The sequence below is a fragment of the Massilia sp. TWR1-2-2 genome (genome assembly GCF_049897565.1).
GTDB lineage: Bacteria > Pseudomonadota > Gammaproteobacteria > Burkholderiales > Burkholderiaceae_D > JAFCUW01.
This window is the reverse complement of the sequence record NZ_JAFCWM010000012.1, coordinates 129085-145080: the sequence shown is the minus strand read 5'-3', so window position 1 is coordinate 145080 and position 15996 is coordinate 129085. Positions and strand designations below refer to the sequence as shown.

General features: G+C 62.6%; 13 protein-coding genes and 2 pseudogenes. 6 read left to right on the top strand and 9 right to left on the bottom strand.

Going from position 1 to position 15996, the window contains the following annotated elements; genetic code table 11:
• Positions 1-133: 133 nt before the first annotated feature.
• The 3 genes from ltrA to pbpG all read left to right on the top strand — a co-directional run bounded on the left by ltrA (position 134) and on the right by pbpG (position 3344).
• Positions 134-1501, top strand: a complete 1368-nt coding sequence (ltrA, locus tag ACP7DD_RS13620; RefSeq protein ID WP_426175348.1) for a group II intron reverse transcriptase/maturase — start codon at positions 134-136, stop codon at positions 1499-1501.
• A gap of 192 nt (positions 1502-1693) precedes the next feature.
• A complete protein-coding gene (locus ACP7DD_RS13615) occupies positions 1694-2197 on the top strand; it encodes a pyridoxamine 5'-phosphate oxidase family protein (protein ID WP_426175347.1) in 504 nt (167 codons plus the stop codon).
• Between the two features lie 97 nt (positions 2198-2294).
• Positions 2295-3344 (top strand): D-alanyl-D-alanine endopeptidase, encoded by a 1050-nt coding sequence (gene pbpG, locus ACP7DD_RS13610; protein WP_426175346.1) that lies wholly within the window; start codon positions 2295-2297, stop codon positions 3342-3344.
• Here pbpG and ACP7DD_RS13605 read toward each other — a convergent pair.
• The 6 genes and pseudogenes from ACP7DD_RS13605 to ACP7DD_RS13580 form a co-directional block, all read right to left on the bottom strand.
• On the bottom strand, positions 3323-3748 hold the full coding sequence (locus tag ACP7DD_RS13605; RefSeq protein WP_426175345.1) for a CHAD domain-containing protein: 426 nt from the start codon (positions 3746-3748) through the stop codon (positions 3323-3325). The two genes, pbpG and ACP7DD_RS13605, sit on opposite strands and share 22 nt — an antisense overlap.
• On the bottom strand, positions 3736-4215 hold the full coding sequence (locus tag ACP7DD_RS13600) for a CHAD domain-containing protein (protein ID WP_426175388.1): 480 nt from the start codon (positions 4213-4215) through the stop codon (positions 3736-3738). The genes ACP7DD_RS13605 and ACP7DD_RS13600 overlap by 13 nt, the downstream gene beginning before the upstream one ends.
• 75 nt (positions 4216-4290) lie before the next feature.
• A pseudogene (locus tag ACP7DD_RS13595) lies at positions 4291-4764 on the bottom strand (CYTH domain-containing protein); the annotation flags it as partial.
• A 36-nt stretch (positions 4765-4800) separates the two neighbouring features.
• A complete protein-coding gene (locus tag ACP7DD_RS13590) occupies positions 4801-5352 on the bottom strand; it encodes a recombinase family protein (RefSeq protein WP_426175387.1) in 552 nt (183 codons plus the stop codon).
• A gap of 630 nt (positions 5353-5982) precedes the next feature.
• Entirely contained in the window at positions 5983-7716 is a 1734-nt protein-coding gene (locus ACP7DD_RS13585) for a methyl-accepting chemotaxis protein (protein WP_426175344.1), read from the bottom strand.
• 76 nt (positions 7717-7792) lie between these two features.
• Positions 7793-8275, bottom strand: a complete 483-nt coding sequence (locus tag ACP7DD_RS13580) for a chemotaxis protein CheW (protein WP_426175343.1) — start codon at positions 8273-8275, stop codon at positions 7793-7795.
• A gap of 511 nt (positions 8276-8786) precedes the next feature.
• Here ACP7DD_RS13580 and ACP7DD_RS13575 point away from each other — a divergent pair.
• The 3 genes and pseudogenes from ACP7DD_RS13575 (at position 8787) to tagF (ending at position 12844) form a co-directional block, all read left to right on the top strand.
• Positions 8787-11264, top strand: a pseudogene (locus ACP7DD_RS13575) (Tn3 family transposase).
• Positions 11265-11372: 108 nt separating this feature from the next.
• Complete coding sequence (locus tag ACP7DD_RS13570) at positions 11373-12179, top strand: type VI secretion IcmF C-terminal domain-containing protein (RefSeq protein ID WP_426175342.1); 807 nt, start codon at positions 11373-11375, stop codon at positions 12177-12179.
• Between the two features lie 2 nt (positions 12180-12181).
• On the top strand, positions 12182-12844 hold the full coding sequence (gene tagF, locus ACP7DD_RS13565; RefSeq protein ID WP_426175340.1) for a type VI secretion system-associated protein TagF: 663 nt from the start codon (positions 12182-12184) through the stop codon (positions 12842-12844).
• On the opposite strand, the gene ACP7DD_RS13560 is transcribed toward tagF, so the two are convergent.
• From ACP7DD_RS13560 to ACP7DD_RS13550, 3 genes are read right to left on the bottom strand one after another with little or no spacing between them, the layout of a single operon-like run.
• Positions 12841-13662 (bottom strand): PP2C family protein-serine/threonine phosphatase, encoded by an 822-nt coding sequence (locus ACP7DD_RS13560; RefSeq protein WP_426175339.1) that lies wholly within the window; start codon positions 13660-13662, stop codon positions 12841-12843. The two genes, tagF and ACP7DD_RS13560, sit on opposite strands and share 4 nt — an antisense overlap.
• A gap of 9 nt (positions 13663-13671) precedes the next feature.
• A complete protein-coding gene (locus ACP7DD_RS13555; protein ID WP_426175338.1) occupies positions 13672-15096 on the bottom strand; it encodes a serine/threonine-protein kinase in 1425 nt (474 codons plus the stop codon).
• 16 nt (positions 15097-15112) lie between these two features.
• Positions 15113-15991, bottom strand: a complete 879-nt coding sequence (locus ACP7DD_RS13550; protein ID WP_426175337.1) for a c-type heme family protein — start codon at positions 15989-15991, stop codon at positions 15113-15115.
• Positions 15992-15996: the final 5 nt, after the last annotated feature.

The following is a 15996-nucleotide window of genomic DNA, read 5'->3' as shown; positions in this document are numbered from 1 at the left end:
GCGTTCTTACCTGGGGAGATCTCGCCTCGTGCCTGAAAGGGCGACGGCGCAAAGCCGGAGCGAGAAGTCAGCAGAGGTCGTAGTAGTCGCCAACACGGGGCGAAGGGCCGAACGAGAAGGAGTGTTTATCGCCATGTCGATGGATGATGTAAGGCATCAGATGCCCGCATCAGCGGGGCGGGTCGCGGTAGGGCGAGGTGAAGCCTCGTCTGACGCGTCCAGTGATGAAACATCATCCCCGCGACACGAATCGGTAGGCGCAGGGCAAGGTCTGCTCGCGCAGGTGCTTGCGAGAGAGAACATGCAGCGCGCGTGGAAACGCGTGAAGGCAAACAAGGGAGCGGCAGGCGTTGATGGCATGGACATCGCCCAGACTGGCCGCTATCTGGTGACCGCGTTACCGACCATCCGCAAGCAGTTGATGGCAGGCACGTACCGGCCCAGTCCGGTTCGTCGCGTCGGCATCCCCAAACCAGATGGCAGCGAACGAGAATTGGGCATACCCACAGTCATTGACCGTCTGATTCAGCAGGCACTGTTGCAAGTGCTGCAACCACTGATCGACCCTACTTTCAGTGAACACAGCTACGGGTTTCGGCCCGGCCGTCGCGCGCGTGACGCAGTGCTCGCAGCACAGCAACATGTGCAGGACGGCTTCCGTGTCGTGGTGGACGTCGATCTGGAGAAATTCTTTGATCGGGTTAATCATGATGTGCTCATCGACCGGCTCCAGAAACGCATCGCAGACGCCAGCATCATCAGGCTGATCCGGTCGTATCTGAACGCAGGCATTATGAGTGACGGGGTGGTGGCCGAACGGGAGGCCGGCACGCCGCAAGGCGGACCGCTGTCGCCCTTGCTGGCCAATGTGTTGTTGGACGACGTGGATCGTGAGCTTGAACGCAGGGGGCATCGTTTCGCTCGCTACGCCGACGACTGCAATGTATATGTGCGCAGTCAGCAGGCTGGCGAACGGGTGATGACACTGCTAAAGCGCCTGTACGGCAAACTGCATTTGACGATCAACGCATCGAAAAGTGCAGTGGGAAAGGCGGTTGGCCGAAAATTTCTGGGCTTCTCTTTATGGTCTGCCCCGAAGGGCGAGGTCAAACGGGCGGTCTCAGTCAAGGCGCGGGAAACGTTCAAGCAAAGGGTACGGCAGATAACCCGTCGCACCTGTGGCCGCAGCATGGTTCAGGTGATCGAACAGCTGCGGCGTTACGTGTTGGGATGGAAAGCCTATTTCAATCTGGCTCAAACTCCGGGAGTCTGGCGCAAGCTTGACGAATGGATGCGACATCGGATGCGGGCGATCCAACTCAAGCAATGGCGTACTGGTCCGACGATGTACCGTGAACTGTTAAAGCTTGGAGCGCCCACGAAAGTGGCGCGACTGGTGGCGGCGAACAGCCGCCGCTGGTGGCACAACAGCGCCTTGGCTTTGAATAGCGTGCTGACAATCGGCTACTTTGACCGCCTAGGCATGCCTCGTCTCACATAACCTCAACTACTCGAACCGCCCGGTGCGGACCCGCATGCCGGGTGGTGTGGCAGGGGAGCAGCTACACTTAGCTGCCCCCTATGCCGATGCCGCGTCACCGAGAGGTCCACTGCGTACGCGGGCGCACAGAGGTTGTCCACGACAATAGCTAAGATGGCTACTTAATCAACAGTCATCCAAGAGGAACCTCCCATGTCCACACTCGACCATTCAAGCCACGTCGCCGAGCTCGCCGAAAAAATCAAGCCGGTACGCTTCGGCATGTTTACCACCGTCGACCAGCACGGCCACCTGACCAGCCAGCCGATGACCAACCAGGAAATCGACAGCGAAGGCGGCCTGTGGTTCTACACCTCGACCTTGACGGAGCTGTGGGAAAACATCGCCGCCAATCCAAAAGTCAACGTCAGCTTCGCCGAGCCTGAAGACATGCTGTTCGTGTCCATCAGCGGCACCGCAGAACGCGTCGTCGACCGCGCCCGCATCAAGGAACTGTGGAACCCGATGGTTGCCGTCTGGTTCCCGAACGGTGTCGACGATCCGCACGTAGTGCTGGTGCGGGTTGCCGCGCGCTCAGTGCACTACTGGGACTCGAACGATAACAAGATGACCAGCATGTTCGACATGGCGAAAGCTGCCATCACCGGCACCAGGCCGGAAGTCGAGCCTGGCGAACACGGCAAGTTCCAGCTGTGATTTCAGCGGTCTCGTCTGCCGCGTTGCTAGCGTCAAACAACCTGGTCTACAATACGTTCCGTCGGCAGTACGCCGGCGCTACTTATCGGATTACGCAATGCTCAGGTTAGTGTGGTTGATGATGTTGGTATTGGCGGCAGGGCTTTCCCTGCCGGTTCAGGCCGAGGCCGCACGCAGTCGCGCACAGGCAGGCAAGGTCGTACGGGCTGGTGCGCCCGCCAAGGCCGTCGACGCGGCCAAGGCGCCCGCACGCAAGCGGCGTGCCGTTAAGGCGCGCGTACAGCGTATCAAAGCGGCCCCGGCAGTACATGCCACCTCGGCGCGCCAGGTCGTGCGCGTTACGCGCCCACGGGTCCGCCAGCACTACCGCGCCGCCACCGTGCAGTCCGATCATCCGGCCGCGCTCGCATCGAACGCCGTGCTGATCCTCGATCCCGCCACGCGCGTGGTGCTGTTTGAAAAGAACGCCGAGTCGGTCATGCCGATCGCCTCGCTCACCAAGCTGATGACCGCGCTGGTGGTTGTCGAAGCCCGGCAAAACATGGACGAAGTCGTCGCCATCACCGATGCCGACGTCGACCGCGTCAAGAATTCCACATCGCGCCTGCGCGTCGGCACCAGGCTGGAACGCTCGGCGATGCTGCACCTCGCACTGATGAGCTCGGAGAACCGCGCGGCGAATGCGCTCGGCCGCAACTATCCGGGCGGCGCCGGCGCCTTCGTGGCGGCGATGAATGCCAAGGCCAGGTCGCTTGGGATGACGCGCACGCGCTATGTCGAGCCGACCGGACTGTCGAGCGCCAACGTATCGACCGCCGGCGACCTGGCCAAGCTGGTGGTCGCCGCCCAGCGTCACCCGCTGATCCGCGAGTACTCGACGGATGAAGACCACACCATTCAACAGGCTGGCCACGCAACCCCGTATCACAACAGCAACCGGCTGATCTCCAACGCCAGCTGGGACATCGACCTGCAAAAGACCGGCTACATTTCGGAAGCCGGACGCTGCATGGTCCTGCACACTGAAATCGGCGGCCGCGATGTCGTGATGGTGTTCCTCGACTCGCAGGGCAGCATGTCGCGCGCGGCCGACGCCAACCGGGTGCGCGCCTGGCTGGCCTCCGGTCACCGTTCGGCGCAGCAATAGCGCTCAGGCCGGCGTACGCATCTGCTCGAACCGTTTCGCCAGCTTCGACACTCTTTGTCGCGCCCGACTGTGCCGGCCGTCATGAAGCCTTTCACAAAGCTGACCTCCGCGGAAACGTCCGGTCGTGCGTCCGCAATGCCGGACAGCAGCCGATCGGCGACGGCCGCATCGTTCAATACGCCGAGTCCGTCCTGCAGGCAGGTCAAGGCCTTGACGTACGGCTTGACCTGCCTGGGCGAAAACAGGGATCCGAAGAACTCGGCCGCATAGCGGGCTTTCTTGGCGGCGATGCGCACCCGGTGCCGCGCCTCAACCGTTGCGCCGTCAAGGTCGGCCCCGCGTGAACGCAGCCGCAGCCCGTTGCGCTTTAGCGTCGCGCCGGCAAACACCGTCACCGGCGCCATCCGCTGTTTTCCTCGCGTTTGTGCGAGGGCAGCTCGTCACGCCAGCCCAGCGCCTGAACCCATCGATTGATGCCAAGCATGAGCCGCGTGTAGCGCGGGGAGGCGACGGCAGCGGCCGCCGACGCATGGTATTGCCGCGCATTTTCCTCGGCCACGCCGCGCACGCCATCGATCTGCCGCGGCTCGGCGAGCTGCTGCGCCAGCGTTGGCAAGGTCGAGCCGGCCAGCACGTCCCAGTTGCGCGCGTCGCCCAGCTCGATAGCCAGCCAGTCTAGTTCCTGCTGCAACTCCACAGGCAGGCGCAGCACGTGTTTGTAGATCCCCAGGGCCGAACGCAGGCGCCGCATGCCGATGCGCATCTGGTGCAGGCTCTCGACGTCATGCCGCTCGGTCACTCCTTCAGCGTTGTCCTGGATCTGCGCCGTCGTGTTGAAAATAATTTCTTGGAACGCACGTTCGACGCTCATCTCGCGCGTCAGCGCAAGCTTGTTGGCCTTGACCGCGGTCGGCGCAGTCGCGGCGAGCAAGGCATAGCCGCGGTCGGCTTTGCTGCGGGTGCCGATCTGCAGCGGGATGTCGTTTTGCAGCGCCAGTGCCAGGTCCAACAGGTGCGCCGGGTCGCCCGACTTCAGCTCGAGCTCGAGTTCGCTGATCGTACCGTCCTTGCCGTCGCATTCGAGCCGGCCCTGGTCGAGGGCGAGCGCGATGATGCCGCCGTCCTGCGGGTGCAGTTCCCACGCGATACGCCTGAGCGTGGTGGTAAACATCGGCGCCAGGCCTTTCCCGCTCGCTGCAGCGTCGAGCACGTTGCGACGCGTGCGCTTGTCGTCGACGACCTCACGAAGGCGCCGCAGTTCGGGCGTGGCGCCGCTGACGGACGACTCCCACTCGTGACGACAATGGATGGCGCCATGCACGCTGTCGCCGTGCTCGATGTTCTGCACCCAGCCGCCGTTGACGCTGCGAACGCGCAGGCCGATGGCGCTCTGGCGCAGGCGCAGGTCAGACGTATCGAAATAGGGGTTTGAGGTGCAGTGGAACGGAAAACCGGGTTAAGCCGCTGGCGCCACTTTCAGGTATTGATACAGGGTCTCCCGACTGATGCCGAACTCACGCGCAAGTGTTGATTTCTGCTCGCCGGCACCAGCGCGGCGGCGCAGCTCGTCGACTTGGTTGTCCGCCAGCGCTTTCTTGCGCCCTCGGTAGGCGCCGCGCTGCTTGGCCAATGCGATCCCTTCGCGTTGCCGCTCGCCGATCAATGCCCGCTCGAACTCCGCGCATGCCCCCATGACCGACAGCAGCAGGTTCGCCATCGGCGAGTCTTCACCGGTGAAGCTCAGGCATTCCTTGACGAATTCGATTCGTATCCCGCGCCTGGTCAACGTCTGCACCAGCCGGCGCAGATCGTCCAGGTTGCGCGCCAGACGGTCCATGCTGTGCACCACTACCGTATCGCCTTCGCGGGCGAACGACAGCAAGGCGTCGAGCTGCGGCCGCTGTGTGTCCTTACCCGAAGCCTTATCGGTGAACAACTTGTCTACTTGGACCTGATCGGGCTGACGCTCTGGATTTTGGTCGAAACTGCTGACCCGGACATAACCGATGCGTTTGACCTCGCAAAACGTGCCTCCTTAACAAGATGTGTCAGGAAAGACTCTATGACCGTTCAAGGTGCATGTCAAGTAATTGCGATTATGACCCTATCCTGACGACTCGCGCTGAGGTCTTCTGACATCAGGTTAGGGTATAGTCTAGATTGACATTCCAGAAGAAGTCAACGCTGCCTGCGCGTACTTAAGGTATTAAAATAAGGCAGCCGGTGTCGTAGAGTGTCAATGGCGTGTGCAGCGAGATTGGACTGGTGCAACTTGATCGAATAGCTTTCGCCATTGACGAAGTGTAATGAGGCCATTGTCGCAAGCATTGTCCATTGTGCGACGAAAGTCACTAATTTGTAGCTTACAGTCATAGGACGATGAATCGAGCCTGAGTACGGCCATTTGAAGCTCAACGTGCGTATGCGGTGACATATTTCACATTGCGATATTAAAAATCGGATACGAATTATACTCTTCTCACTTGCCGCTATCGAAAAATAAGTAGCCAACACTAACTAAAATAGCATGCGAATGTTTATGTGCAAATGGCCCGTTATTGAGGCACAGGGGTTGGATGCGAACTGCTCCAAACCCCTGGCCACCACGTTCCAATCACTTCGCAGCAATATGGCTCGTTTAAAATTCTTCCCAGTCCGCGCTATCCGCCGCCGAAGATGCGACCGCCAATCGCCTTACCGGTGCCGCTGGGCGCGTTGAATTCGCTGGTACGGGACGTACCCACGTCGACTTGCCGGCGCGCGTCGTCACAGTTGCCGCCTTGGGTGCGACCGCGCCACTTCGCATTGTCGACGCGGTGTCGACACTATCGAGCTTGAACACGCTCACTACCTGCGCCAACGTGCCGGCCTGTTCCTGCAGCGATTCCGCTGCCGCAGCAGCCTCTTCCACCAGTGCGGCGTTTTGCTGCGTGACCTGGTCCATCTGGCTGATCGCCTGGTTGATCTGCTCGATTCCGGAAGTCTGTTCGCGGCTCGCGGCCGTGATTTCGCTCATGATGTCGGTCACGCGCTTGACGCTGTCGACAATCTCGTCCATCGTTGCGCCGGCCTGGCCGACCTGCTTAGTGCCGGCTTCGACCTTCTCGACCGAATCGCCGATCAAGCCCTTGATTTCCTTCGCTGCCGCCGCCGAACGCTGCGCCAGGTTGCGCACTTCGGAGGCAACCACGGCGAAGCCGCGGCCTTGCTCGCCGGCACGGGCCGCTTCGACTGCTGCATTCAGCGCAAGGATGTTGGTCTGGAATGCGATGCCATCGATCACGCCAATGATGTCGACGATCTTCTTCGACGACTCGTTAATCGAGCTCATGGTGTCGACCACTTGCGCCACCACAGCCCCACCCTTGATGGCCACCGCGGAGGCAGAAGCGGCCAGCTGGTTCGCCTGGCGCGCATTGTCGGCGTTCTGCTTCACGGTGCTGGTCATCTCTTCCATCGATGAGGCGGTCTCTTCCAGCGAACTGGCCTGCTGCTCTGTGCGTGACGACAGGTCCAGGTTGCCGGTCGCGATCTGACTCGAGGCGGTGGCGATGGTATCAGTGCCGCTGCGCACTTCGCCGACGATTTTGATCAGGCTGGCGTTCATGTCTTTCAGGGACTGCATCAGTTTGCCGGTTTCGTCTTTACTAGTGACTTCGATCTTGCTGGTGAGGTCTCCTGCCGCTACACGGGCGGCGACCTCCGAGGCGATTTTTAGCGGGCCTGAAATTACGCGGGCGATACAGATGGCCAATAGCAGGCCGAGGGACACAGCTACAACCAGTACGCCAATGATCCATAGGCGGGAATTGGCATATCGTAGATCGCCCTCATTGCTGGCTTCTTTGGCCCCGGTTACGTTCAAACTCACCAATTTGAGCAAATCGCCACTGGCTTTATCGAATTGAGTCTGTGATTTTCCACGAATCAGTGCCTTGGCTTCATCGTTTTTGTTGACACGAGATAGAGCAAGCACTTTTTGGTGCTCTACTAGATATTCGTCCCAATTCTTTTTGAATCCGTCGTATATTTTTCGCTCTTCCGGCGAAGAAATTAGCTTCACGTATTCGACATTGTTCTTTTCGAACTCCGCCGCAACCGTGGTCATGTCTTTCTCGTATTTCGCCATCTCCTTATCATCGGTAGACAAGATATGTTGTAGTTCCGCGACGCGAAAATCGGATGTATTCGTGTTCATGTCGGAGACGACCCGCACGCTCGGCATCCAGTTGACTTTCATTGCCGTGGCGACCTCGTTGACCTTGCTCAACTGAAGAATCGAGAACACACCAAGAAAGATGGTCAGCAACAACACCGCCAGAAACGCACCCATTAATTTCGCGGAAATCTTCAAGTCAAAAAACCATCTCACGTCGTACTCCTCAAGTTTGTAAAATTCTGTCGTTCAATTCAATGTAGTCAGTTCGACGCCTGGTTGGATGGCCGGCTCACGCAGCCAGCTTTTCAATCAACCCCAATTCCGCACTCGACATCAGTCGGTCGATGTCGACCAGGATCAGCATCCGTTCGTCCAGCGTGCCCAAGCCAATCAGATAGTCTATATCGAGCGCCGAACCCATCTGCGGGGCAGGCTTGACTTGTTCGGGCGTCAGCGTGATGACGTCCGAGACGCTGTCGACCACCATCCCCATCACGCGACCTCCAATGTTCAGAATGATGACGACCGTGAACTGGTCGTAATTCGGTGTACCGAGTTTGAACTTGATGCGCATGTCGACGATCGGCACAATGATGCCGCGCAAGTTGACCAAGCCCTTGACGAACTCGGGGGCATTGGCGATGCGCGTGACGGCATCGTAGCCGCGCAGTTCCTGCACCTTCTGAATATCGATACCGTATTCATCCTGGCCCAAGGTAAAAGCGAGAAATTCGAAATGGTGCGGCCGCGTCCCGGCGACGCCGAGTTCCACGCTGGAAACGGTGAGTAAGGTTGAATGTTTCATTTATCCCTTTTCGCGTGGGTAGCACGCAAAATATATGCATATTGAATACGCAGGAGCGCAAATATGCCCTGCGGCGCATGCGGCGATAGATACTTCTTGAAATGACGGGACGGGACGGGACGGGACGGGATTGGGACCGTTTGAGACTTCGAACTGGAGGGTTTAATGTGACGGTTGCAACAGGGGCAGGGTCGCGGTGATAGAAAATGAGAAAATGAAAAGGTAAGGCGTAACGCCAAATGCAGCCAAGTAAGGATATACCAGTAGTTGCCTCATGGCAACCTTAAAGTTTCTGGGACGTTGTGATCCGTCCACCTCATCACCCTTTATCCCCAGGATGTCTATGAAAAATAGAGAATACCGTACGACTTAAAAGGGCGCGGCAGCCACAACCCCAGGCGAGTGGTTTCAAGATCGCACTTTTAGCAATTACGAAATTCGAAGCATACTGCCCGGTCACCGCTTGGTAGGAGAACTCATGCCAGTCAGCTTTCTCTCGAACGATCAACGCGAAAACTATGGCCGCTACGTCGGTCCGCCGTCGCCCCACGACCTCGCCCGGTATTTCCACCTGGACGACACAGACCATGCGTTGATCGCGCAGAAGCGCGGTGCGCACAATCGGCTGGGCTTCGCGGTCCAACTCGGGACGGTGCGCTACCTTGGCACGTTCTTGGAAGACCCGCTGGCCGTGCCACAGCCCGTGCTGCGGACGCTGGCCAAGCAGCTGCGCATCGAGGCGTTGGACAAGGCGAGCGCCTACAGTGCCGGCGAGCAGCGCTGGCAGCACGCGACGGAGATTCGCGCAACCTACGGCTATGTGGACTTCACGGAACCCCTGATCGCCTTCCGCCTAACCAGGTGGCTGTACGCTCTTTGCGAGAGCTTTTCGGTGATGCCGTGAAGGCCGACAGAAAATCGCGCCTCCGATCGCTCAAAGACCTTGACGAGGCGGCGGCCACCCTCGCCAGCGCTTGTCAAATGCTGCTGGACGACACCGTGCCTGATGCCGAGCTGCGCAACCAGTTGTTCGTGCGGATTTCGCCGGACGCGCTCGCGCTGGCCCTGGCCGGCGTCAACAAGCTAATTCGGCCGACCGACAACGTGTACTACCAGGAGCTCGATGCCAAGTACAGGACCGTGCGGCGCTTCCTGCCCGCGCTGGCTGAACACATTCAATTTGGCGCGAATGCCGCAGGAGAGCCATTCATCGCCGCATTCGGCTGGCTTCGCGCCACCATGACGGTGAAGCGTCATGGTAACGACGCGCCGCGCGACATCATCACCGAGGCCTGGCAACGCCATGTGCTGCGCGAGGATGACGCCATCGACTTCCACGCTTACACTTTCTGCGTTTTGTTCGAATTGCGTATCGCGCTGCGCCGGCGCGATGTGTTCGTGGCTCCGAGTTGGCGTTACGCCGATCCGCGCGCGGGCCTGCTCGATAGCGTCGAATGGGAATCCACGCGCCCGATCATTTGCCGCACGCTGGGCCTGTCGGCGGTGCCGGGACCGACCTTGACTGCACTGGCCGATGAATTGGACCGCACCTACCAGGCTGTCGCCGCCAGGTTGCCCGACAATCCGGCCGTGCGATTTGAGAAGGTGGGAGATAAACAAGAACTGGTGCTCAGTCCTCTGGATAAAATGGATGAGCCGGCGTCGTTGATCGCACTGCGCGCCAAGGTCACAGGCATGCTGCCGCGCGTTGATCTGCCGGAACTGATCCTGGAGATCGCCGCTCGTACCCGTTTTACGGACGCCTTCACCCACATATCGGAGCGCACCGCGCGCGCTTCCGATCTGCATGTGAGTATCTGTGCCGTCCTGATGGGCGAGGCCTGCAACACGGGGCCGGAGCCACTGATTCGCGGCGACGTGCCTGCGCTCAAGCGCGACAGGTTGTCATGGGTGGACCAGAACTATCTACGCGACGACACCATCACTGCGGCGAACACACTGCTGGTCGCCGCGCAGAGCCGTTCGGCGCTGACCAGCGTGTGGGGTGGCGGAGAGGTCGCGTCGGCCGATGGCATGCGGTTTGTGGTGCCGGTGCGGTCAGTGCATTCCGGGCCGAACCCGAAATACTTCGGCGTCGGGCGCGGCGTGACCTGGTACAACCTGATATCGAATCAGTTTTCCGGACTGAACGACATCACGGTGCCGGGCACGCTCCGCGATAGCCTGGTTCTGCTGGCCGTCGTCCTGGAACAGCAGACCGACCTTCAGCCGACCCAGATCATGACGGACACGGGCGCCTACAGCGACGTGGTTTTCGGATTGTTTCGCCTGCTCGGCTACCGATTCAGCCCGCGCTTGGCGGATGTTGGCGGCACGCGCTTCTGGAGGATCGACTCGAAGGCTGACTACGGGCTGCTCAATTCTGTATCCGGACACAATATCCACCTCCAGATCGAGCCGCATTGGGACGACATGCTGCGCCTGGCCGGCTCGCTCAAGCTCGGCCGCGTGCCGGCTGCGGGCATTATGCGCACGCTCCAGGTGGGCGAGCGGCCGACCAGACTAGCCCAGGCCATCGCAGAGTTCGGCCGCATCGACAAAACCTTGCACACGCTGACGTACATCGATGACGAAGCCAAGCGCCGTGGCACGCTGACTCAACTCAACCGTGGCGAGGGACGGCATAGCGTTGCCCGCGCTGTCTTCCACGGAAAGCGCGGCGAACTGCGCCAACAATACCGCGAAGGCCAGGAAGACCAGCTTGGTGCGCTCGGCCTGGTGCTCAACATGATCGTGCTGTGGAACACAAGCTATATGGAGGCCGCATTGAACCAGTTGCGCGCCGACGGCTTCGAAGTCCGGGATGAGGACGTGGCCAGGCTGTCGCCGTTGCTGCATGAGCATAAACATGCTCGGCCGGTATTCGTTCTCGGTGCCGGACGCGGTGACCAAGGGCGAGCTGCGGCCGTTGCGCAACCCGGCGAACGATGAGTAGACCGGCCAGCCGGGATGCGGCCAGAAATAACACATAGACGCGAAAGTAATAACGGACGACGCCGCCGACAACGCGCGCCGCGGCGGCGCGCCGGCGCCATCGGCCGAGGTGCTGCAGCGGGTCAAGCGGGAAGCCGACGGCAAGCCCGCGCCGCTTGGCGGCATGCTGAAAAATATCGACAACGCCGGCGCCATCCTGACATTGGGTAGCGAACGGGCGCGCCTGCAGGCGGCGTGGAACGCCGGCGCCGCCGCGTTCTGCCAGGCGGCGATCGCCGGCCGCTATCCGCTGGTGCGCGGCGCCGGCAAGGAAGTCACGCTGGAAGACTTCGGCAAATTCTTCGCGCCCGGCGGCGTGATGGACGATTTTTTCACGCGGAACCTAGCGACCCAGGTCGATATGGCCGGCAGCCAGTGGCACTGGCGCAGCAGCGGCGCGTCGTCGATCGGCATTTCGCAGGAGGTGCTGAACCAGTTCCAGCGCGCCGCTCGGCTGCGCGACATGTTCTTCGGCGCCGGCGGCCGCCAGCCAGGCCTGCGGTTCGAATTAAACCCGGTCGCCGCCGATCCGGCGCTGACCCGGGTGCAGCTCGATATCGACGGCCAGGTGGTCAGTTATGCGGCCGGAACCTCGGCGCGGCCGGTGGCGATCGCGCTGCCGAGCGGGAAGGGCAGCGGCCAGGTGCGGCTGGAGGCAACGCCCGCGCTACGCGCCGAACTGCGCAGCGACGGGCCGTGGGCCTGGTTCCGCATGCTCGACAGGGGCCAGCTCGAGCCGAGCGCGCAGGGCGAGCGTGACAAAGTAAGTTTCGACCTCGACGGGCGCAAGGTCGTCTACGACATGACCGCCAGCAGCGTGATCAATCCGTTCCGGCGCGACGCGCTGGAGCAGTTCCGCTGCCCGACGGGATGGTAGGCATGGCGGGCTTCTTCGGCAAAGTCAGCACGCACGGCGACTTTGTGGCGCGGCGACTGGCGCCGTCGTTCCAGCAGCCGTGGGACGCGTGGCTGCAGGCAGGCTTGCAGGCCAGCCGCCAGGCGTTAGGGGAGCGCTGGCTGGCCACTTATTTGTGCAGTCCGATCTGGCGGTTCGCGCTGGCGGCCGGTGTATGCGATGACCACGCGTGGGCTGGCGTGCTGATGCCCAGCGTTGACCGGGTAGGGCGGCATTCTCCGCTGACTGTCGCCGGCGAGGGCGGCGCGCTGCTCGACCAGTTGGCGCAGCAGGGCCACTGGTATGAGCGGGTGGAGGAACTGGCGCTGTCGGCGTTGCGTGAGGACTTTGCGCTCGACGCGTTCGATGCGGCGCTGTGCGCGCTGGTGACGCCGGAGCCGGCCAAGGCGCCGCCGGCGGTGTTGTCGTTCGAGCACGGGCAGGCGTTGGATGCGAGACTGTTCGCGGCGATTGCGGCGGCGGCGCTCGACGGGCACAGCTTGTGGTGGACCGATGGATCGGCAGAGGTGGCGCCTTGTTTGGTGGTGTGCCGCGGCTTGCCGGCGTTTTCGGCGCTGCTTGATGGCGACTGGTCGCTGCGGGATGGGGTCCCCGCGTGCGCAAGGACGGCGACGGGGCCAGACTAGCCTTCGCACAGCGCCAGCAGGACGGTGATGTTGTCGCGGCCGCCGCAGTCCTTGGCCAGCTGGATCAGCCGGCGGCAGACCGCTTCCAGCGCAGCCGCGCTGGCCGCGGCCAGTGCGGCCTCGATGTCGCCATGCGGCACGCAGCCGTGCAGGCCGTCGCTGCACAGCATCAGCAGGTCGCCCGGCTCGGCGAAGATGGTGCGCACCTCGGGCGCCACCGTCGGCGACGGTCCCATCGCCTGCAACAGCACGTTGCGCGCCGGGAGGTCGCGGATGGCGCCGGCGTCGATCGCCTGCTGGTACAGGGTCTGGTCGCTGGTCAGCTGGTCGAGCCGGCCGCCGCGCTGTCGGTACAGCCGGCTGTCGCCGACATGGAACAAGGTCAGCGGCTCGTCGGCGCCGGGCCGCCAGAAACCGGTCAGCGTGGCGCCCATGCCTTCGCCTTCGTGACAGCCTTGCGCCACGTTCTGCGCATACAAAACGCGGTTGGCCGCGCCGATGGCATCGTGCAGCAGGGCGACCGCGCGCATGATGGGGTCGGACCAGGTGGCGTCCGGATCGGACAGAATCATGTCCGCGCCGGCCGCATCGCCGGCGTGCGCCTCGAGATACTCGCGCAGCGCTTCGAGCACGCCGGCGCTGGCCACCTCACCGCCGGCGTGCCCGCCCATGCCGTCGGCCACCATGACGAGTCCCAGCGCTTCATCGATCAGGAAGTTATCCTCGTTGTGGCGGCGCACCGGGCCGATGTCGGTCACGCCGAACGCCACGCACAAGGGCAGGCGATGCAGGAGGCTGGGGCCAAGGGGCGGCGTCATTGGATGGCCTCAGTCGGCGCCGGCTTCGGCCAGAAAGCGGCTGCGTTCGGCCGTCGATTCGATCTGGACGGCCAGCAGTTGCAGGAACTCGGCCCGGTCGCCGGTCTGGCGCGCGGCGCGCTTGGCCACCACGCGCGCGATCGGGCCGATGAAGCGGGTCAGGCGCAGGGCGACGCGCTCGGCGTAGGCATAATCGAGCGGTTCGGCGGTGAGGATCGCCGATTGCGCCGCGGTGCTGCCGACGTCCGTTGCGGGCCGCGCGCGCGCGTTGCTGGCAGCTTTGCCGCCGCCGGTTCCATTGGCGGCGAGCTTCTTCTTCACCAGCTCGACCGCCTCCCAGAACTGGCTGCGACCATGCTGCGACGGAATGTGCTGCAGCAGCAGCTCGCACAGTTCATCCATGCTGTCGGCCTTCGAGCCGGCTTTTCGCAGCAGCAGCCGCGCCATCGGGCCGATCTGGCGCGACAGCACCGATTCGAGTTCGGGGAAGGATTCGACCTTCCACGGCGTCATCGTGTCGGCGCCGTTGGTGGCCACGGCGCCGGATGAGGACACGCCGCCTGTCACCACGGTGCGCTCGCCGGCGGCCAGCGTGGTGGCGTCGGGATCGGCGCCGCCGCCACTGCGGGCAGCAGCGATCAGGGCGTCGAGGAAGGCGCGCGCCGACGGGAAGCGGGCCGACGGCGCCTTTGCCATCGCCCGCGCCACCACCTCGTCGAAGCCGCGGCCGAGCGCCGGCAGCAGCGCGGACGGCGGGGGCGGCTCGTCGTTGAGGATCTGCTGCATCACCACCGTGGCGCTGCCGACAAACGGCCGCACGCCGGTGAGCATCTGGTACAGCACGATCCCGGCGGAGAAGACGTCGGCGCGGCCGTCAACCGGGTCGCCGCGAAACTGCTCGGGCGACATGTAGCTCGGCGTGCCGACCATCGAGCCGGTCTGCGTCAAGGTCGACGACTCCATGCGGGCGATGCCAAAATCGCTGACCTTGACGTGGGCGCTGCCGGCCAGGAGCAGGTTGGCCGGCTTGATGTCGCGGTGGACCACGCCGCGCGAATGGGCGTATTCGAGCGCCAGCAGCAGATCGCCCATCCAGGCGGCCAGGTGCACCAGCGGGGTGGGGCGCGCCTGCTTTATCAGCGTATCGAGGCCGGCGCCGTCGACGAATTCCATGGCGATGTAGGCCGACTCGTTGTCCTCGCCGTAGTCATATACGGTGACGATGTTGGCATGATTGAGGCGGCCGGCGGCCTGCGCCTCGTTCTTGAAGCGGCCGATCAATTCGGCTTGCTGGCCTTCGCTGAAGAGCTCCTTGCGGATCGTCTTGAGCGCGACGGTGCGCGCGATGAGCGGATCGTAGGCCTTGTAGACGACGCCCATCGCGCCTTTGCCAAGGACGCTGTCGATCCGGTATTTGCCGAGCCGCTCGATCATGCCGCCATGCTCCGCTTTATTCTTCCAGCATCTTCATCGCGCTCGCCAGGCTGGTGCGCATGCGGGCGAACGAGCGCGCCAGCGCCGACAGTTCGTCGTTGCCTTTCGCTTCGAATTGTTCGGCATCGAACTTGCCCATGCTGACCTCGTCGGCCAGGCGCGACATCGCGGCAATGCGGCGCGTGACGAACATGTGGACCATGACGTTGAGGGCGATGAGCAGGAAGACGAAGATGCCGAGCGTCGACAGCATGTACGTCTGCAGCATGGCGTTGGCGCGCTGCAGCGGCACGGCCATCGGCACCGACACCACCTGGGCGCCGACGATCTCGTTGTGCTTCCAGCCGAAGCCGTTGTTGCGACCGTAAATATCGGTCATCGTCGCCGGCGCCGCGTCGGGCACGCTGTGGCAGCGCAGCCACGCTTCGCTCGTGATCTGCAGCGGCCGCGCCACGTACAGCGCCGGCCCGACCGAGGTATTGCGCTGGCCGACCAGCTCGGACGTCGTCGGCTTGGCGCGCAAGGTGTTGACCAGGTCGGCCTCCCAGTCGGCGGCGCGGTCGCGCAGGTTGGTCGGATTGAGCGTCGCTTCCCTGTAGCTGAAGTCGGGATAGGCCTTGAGCAGCTGGTTGAGGTGCTCGGTGGCGGCAAACGACGGCACCGATTGGGGCAGGAATTCGTACTTGAGGCGCGTTTCGAGCAACGGCGAAATCTGCGCCGACGTGTAGGAGCGCGCGGCCAGCGCGGACTGCATCAGCACGCGCGCCTGCTGCAGCGTCTGCTCGCGCGCGTTATTGCGCAGCAGGTCGTTGGTGACGACGCTGGCGCCGATGAAGCCGATCGCGAATATCGTCAGGAACACCACATTGAACTTGGCCGCGAGCGACAATCTCATGGAGA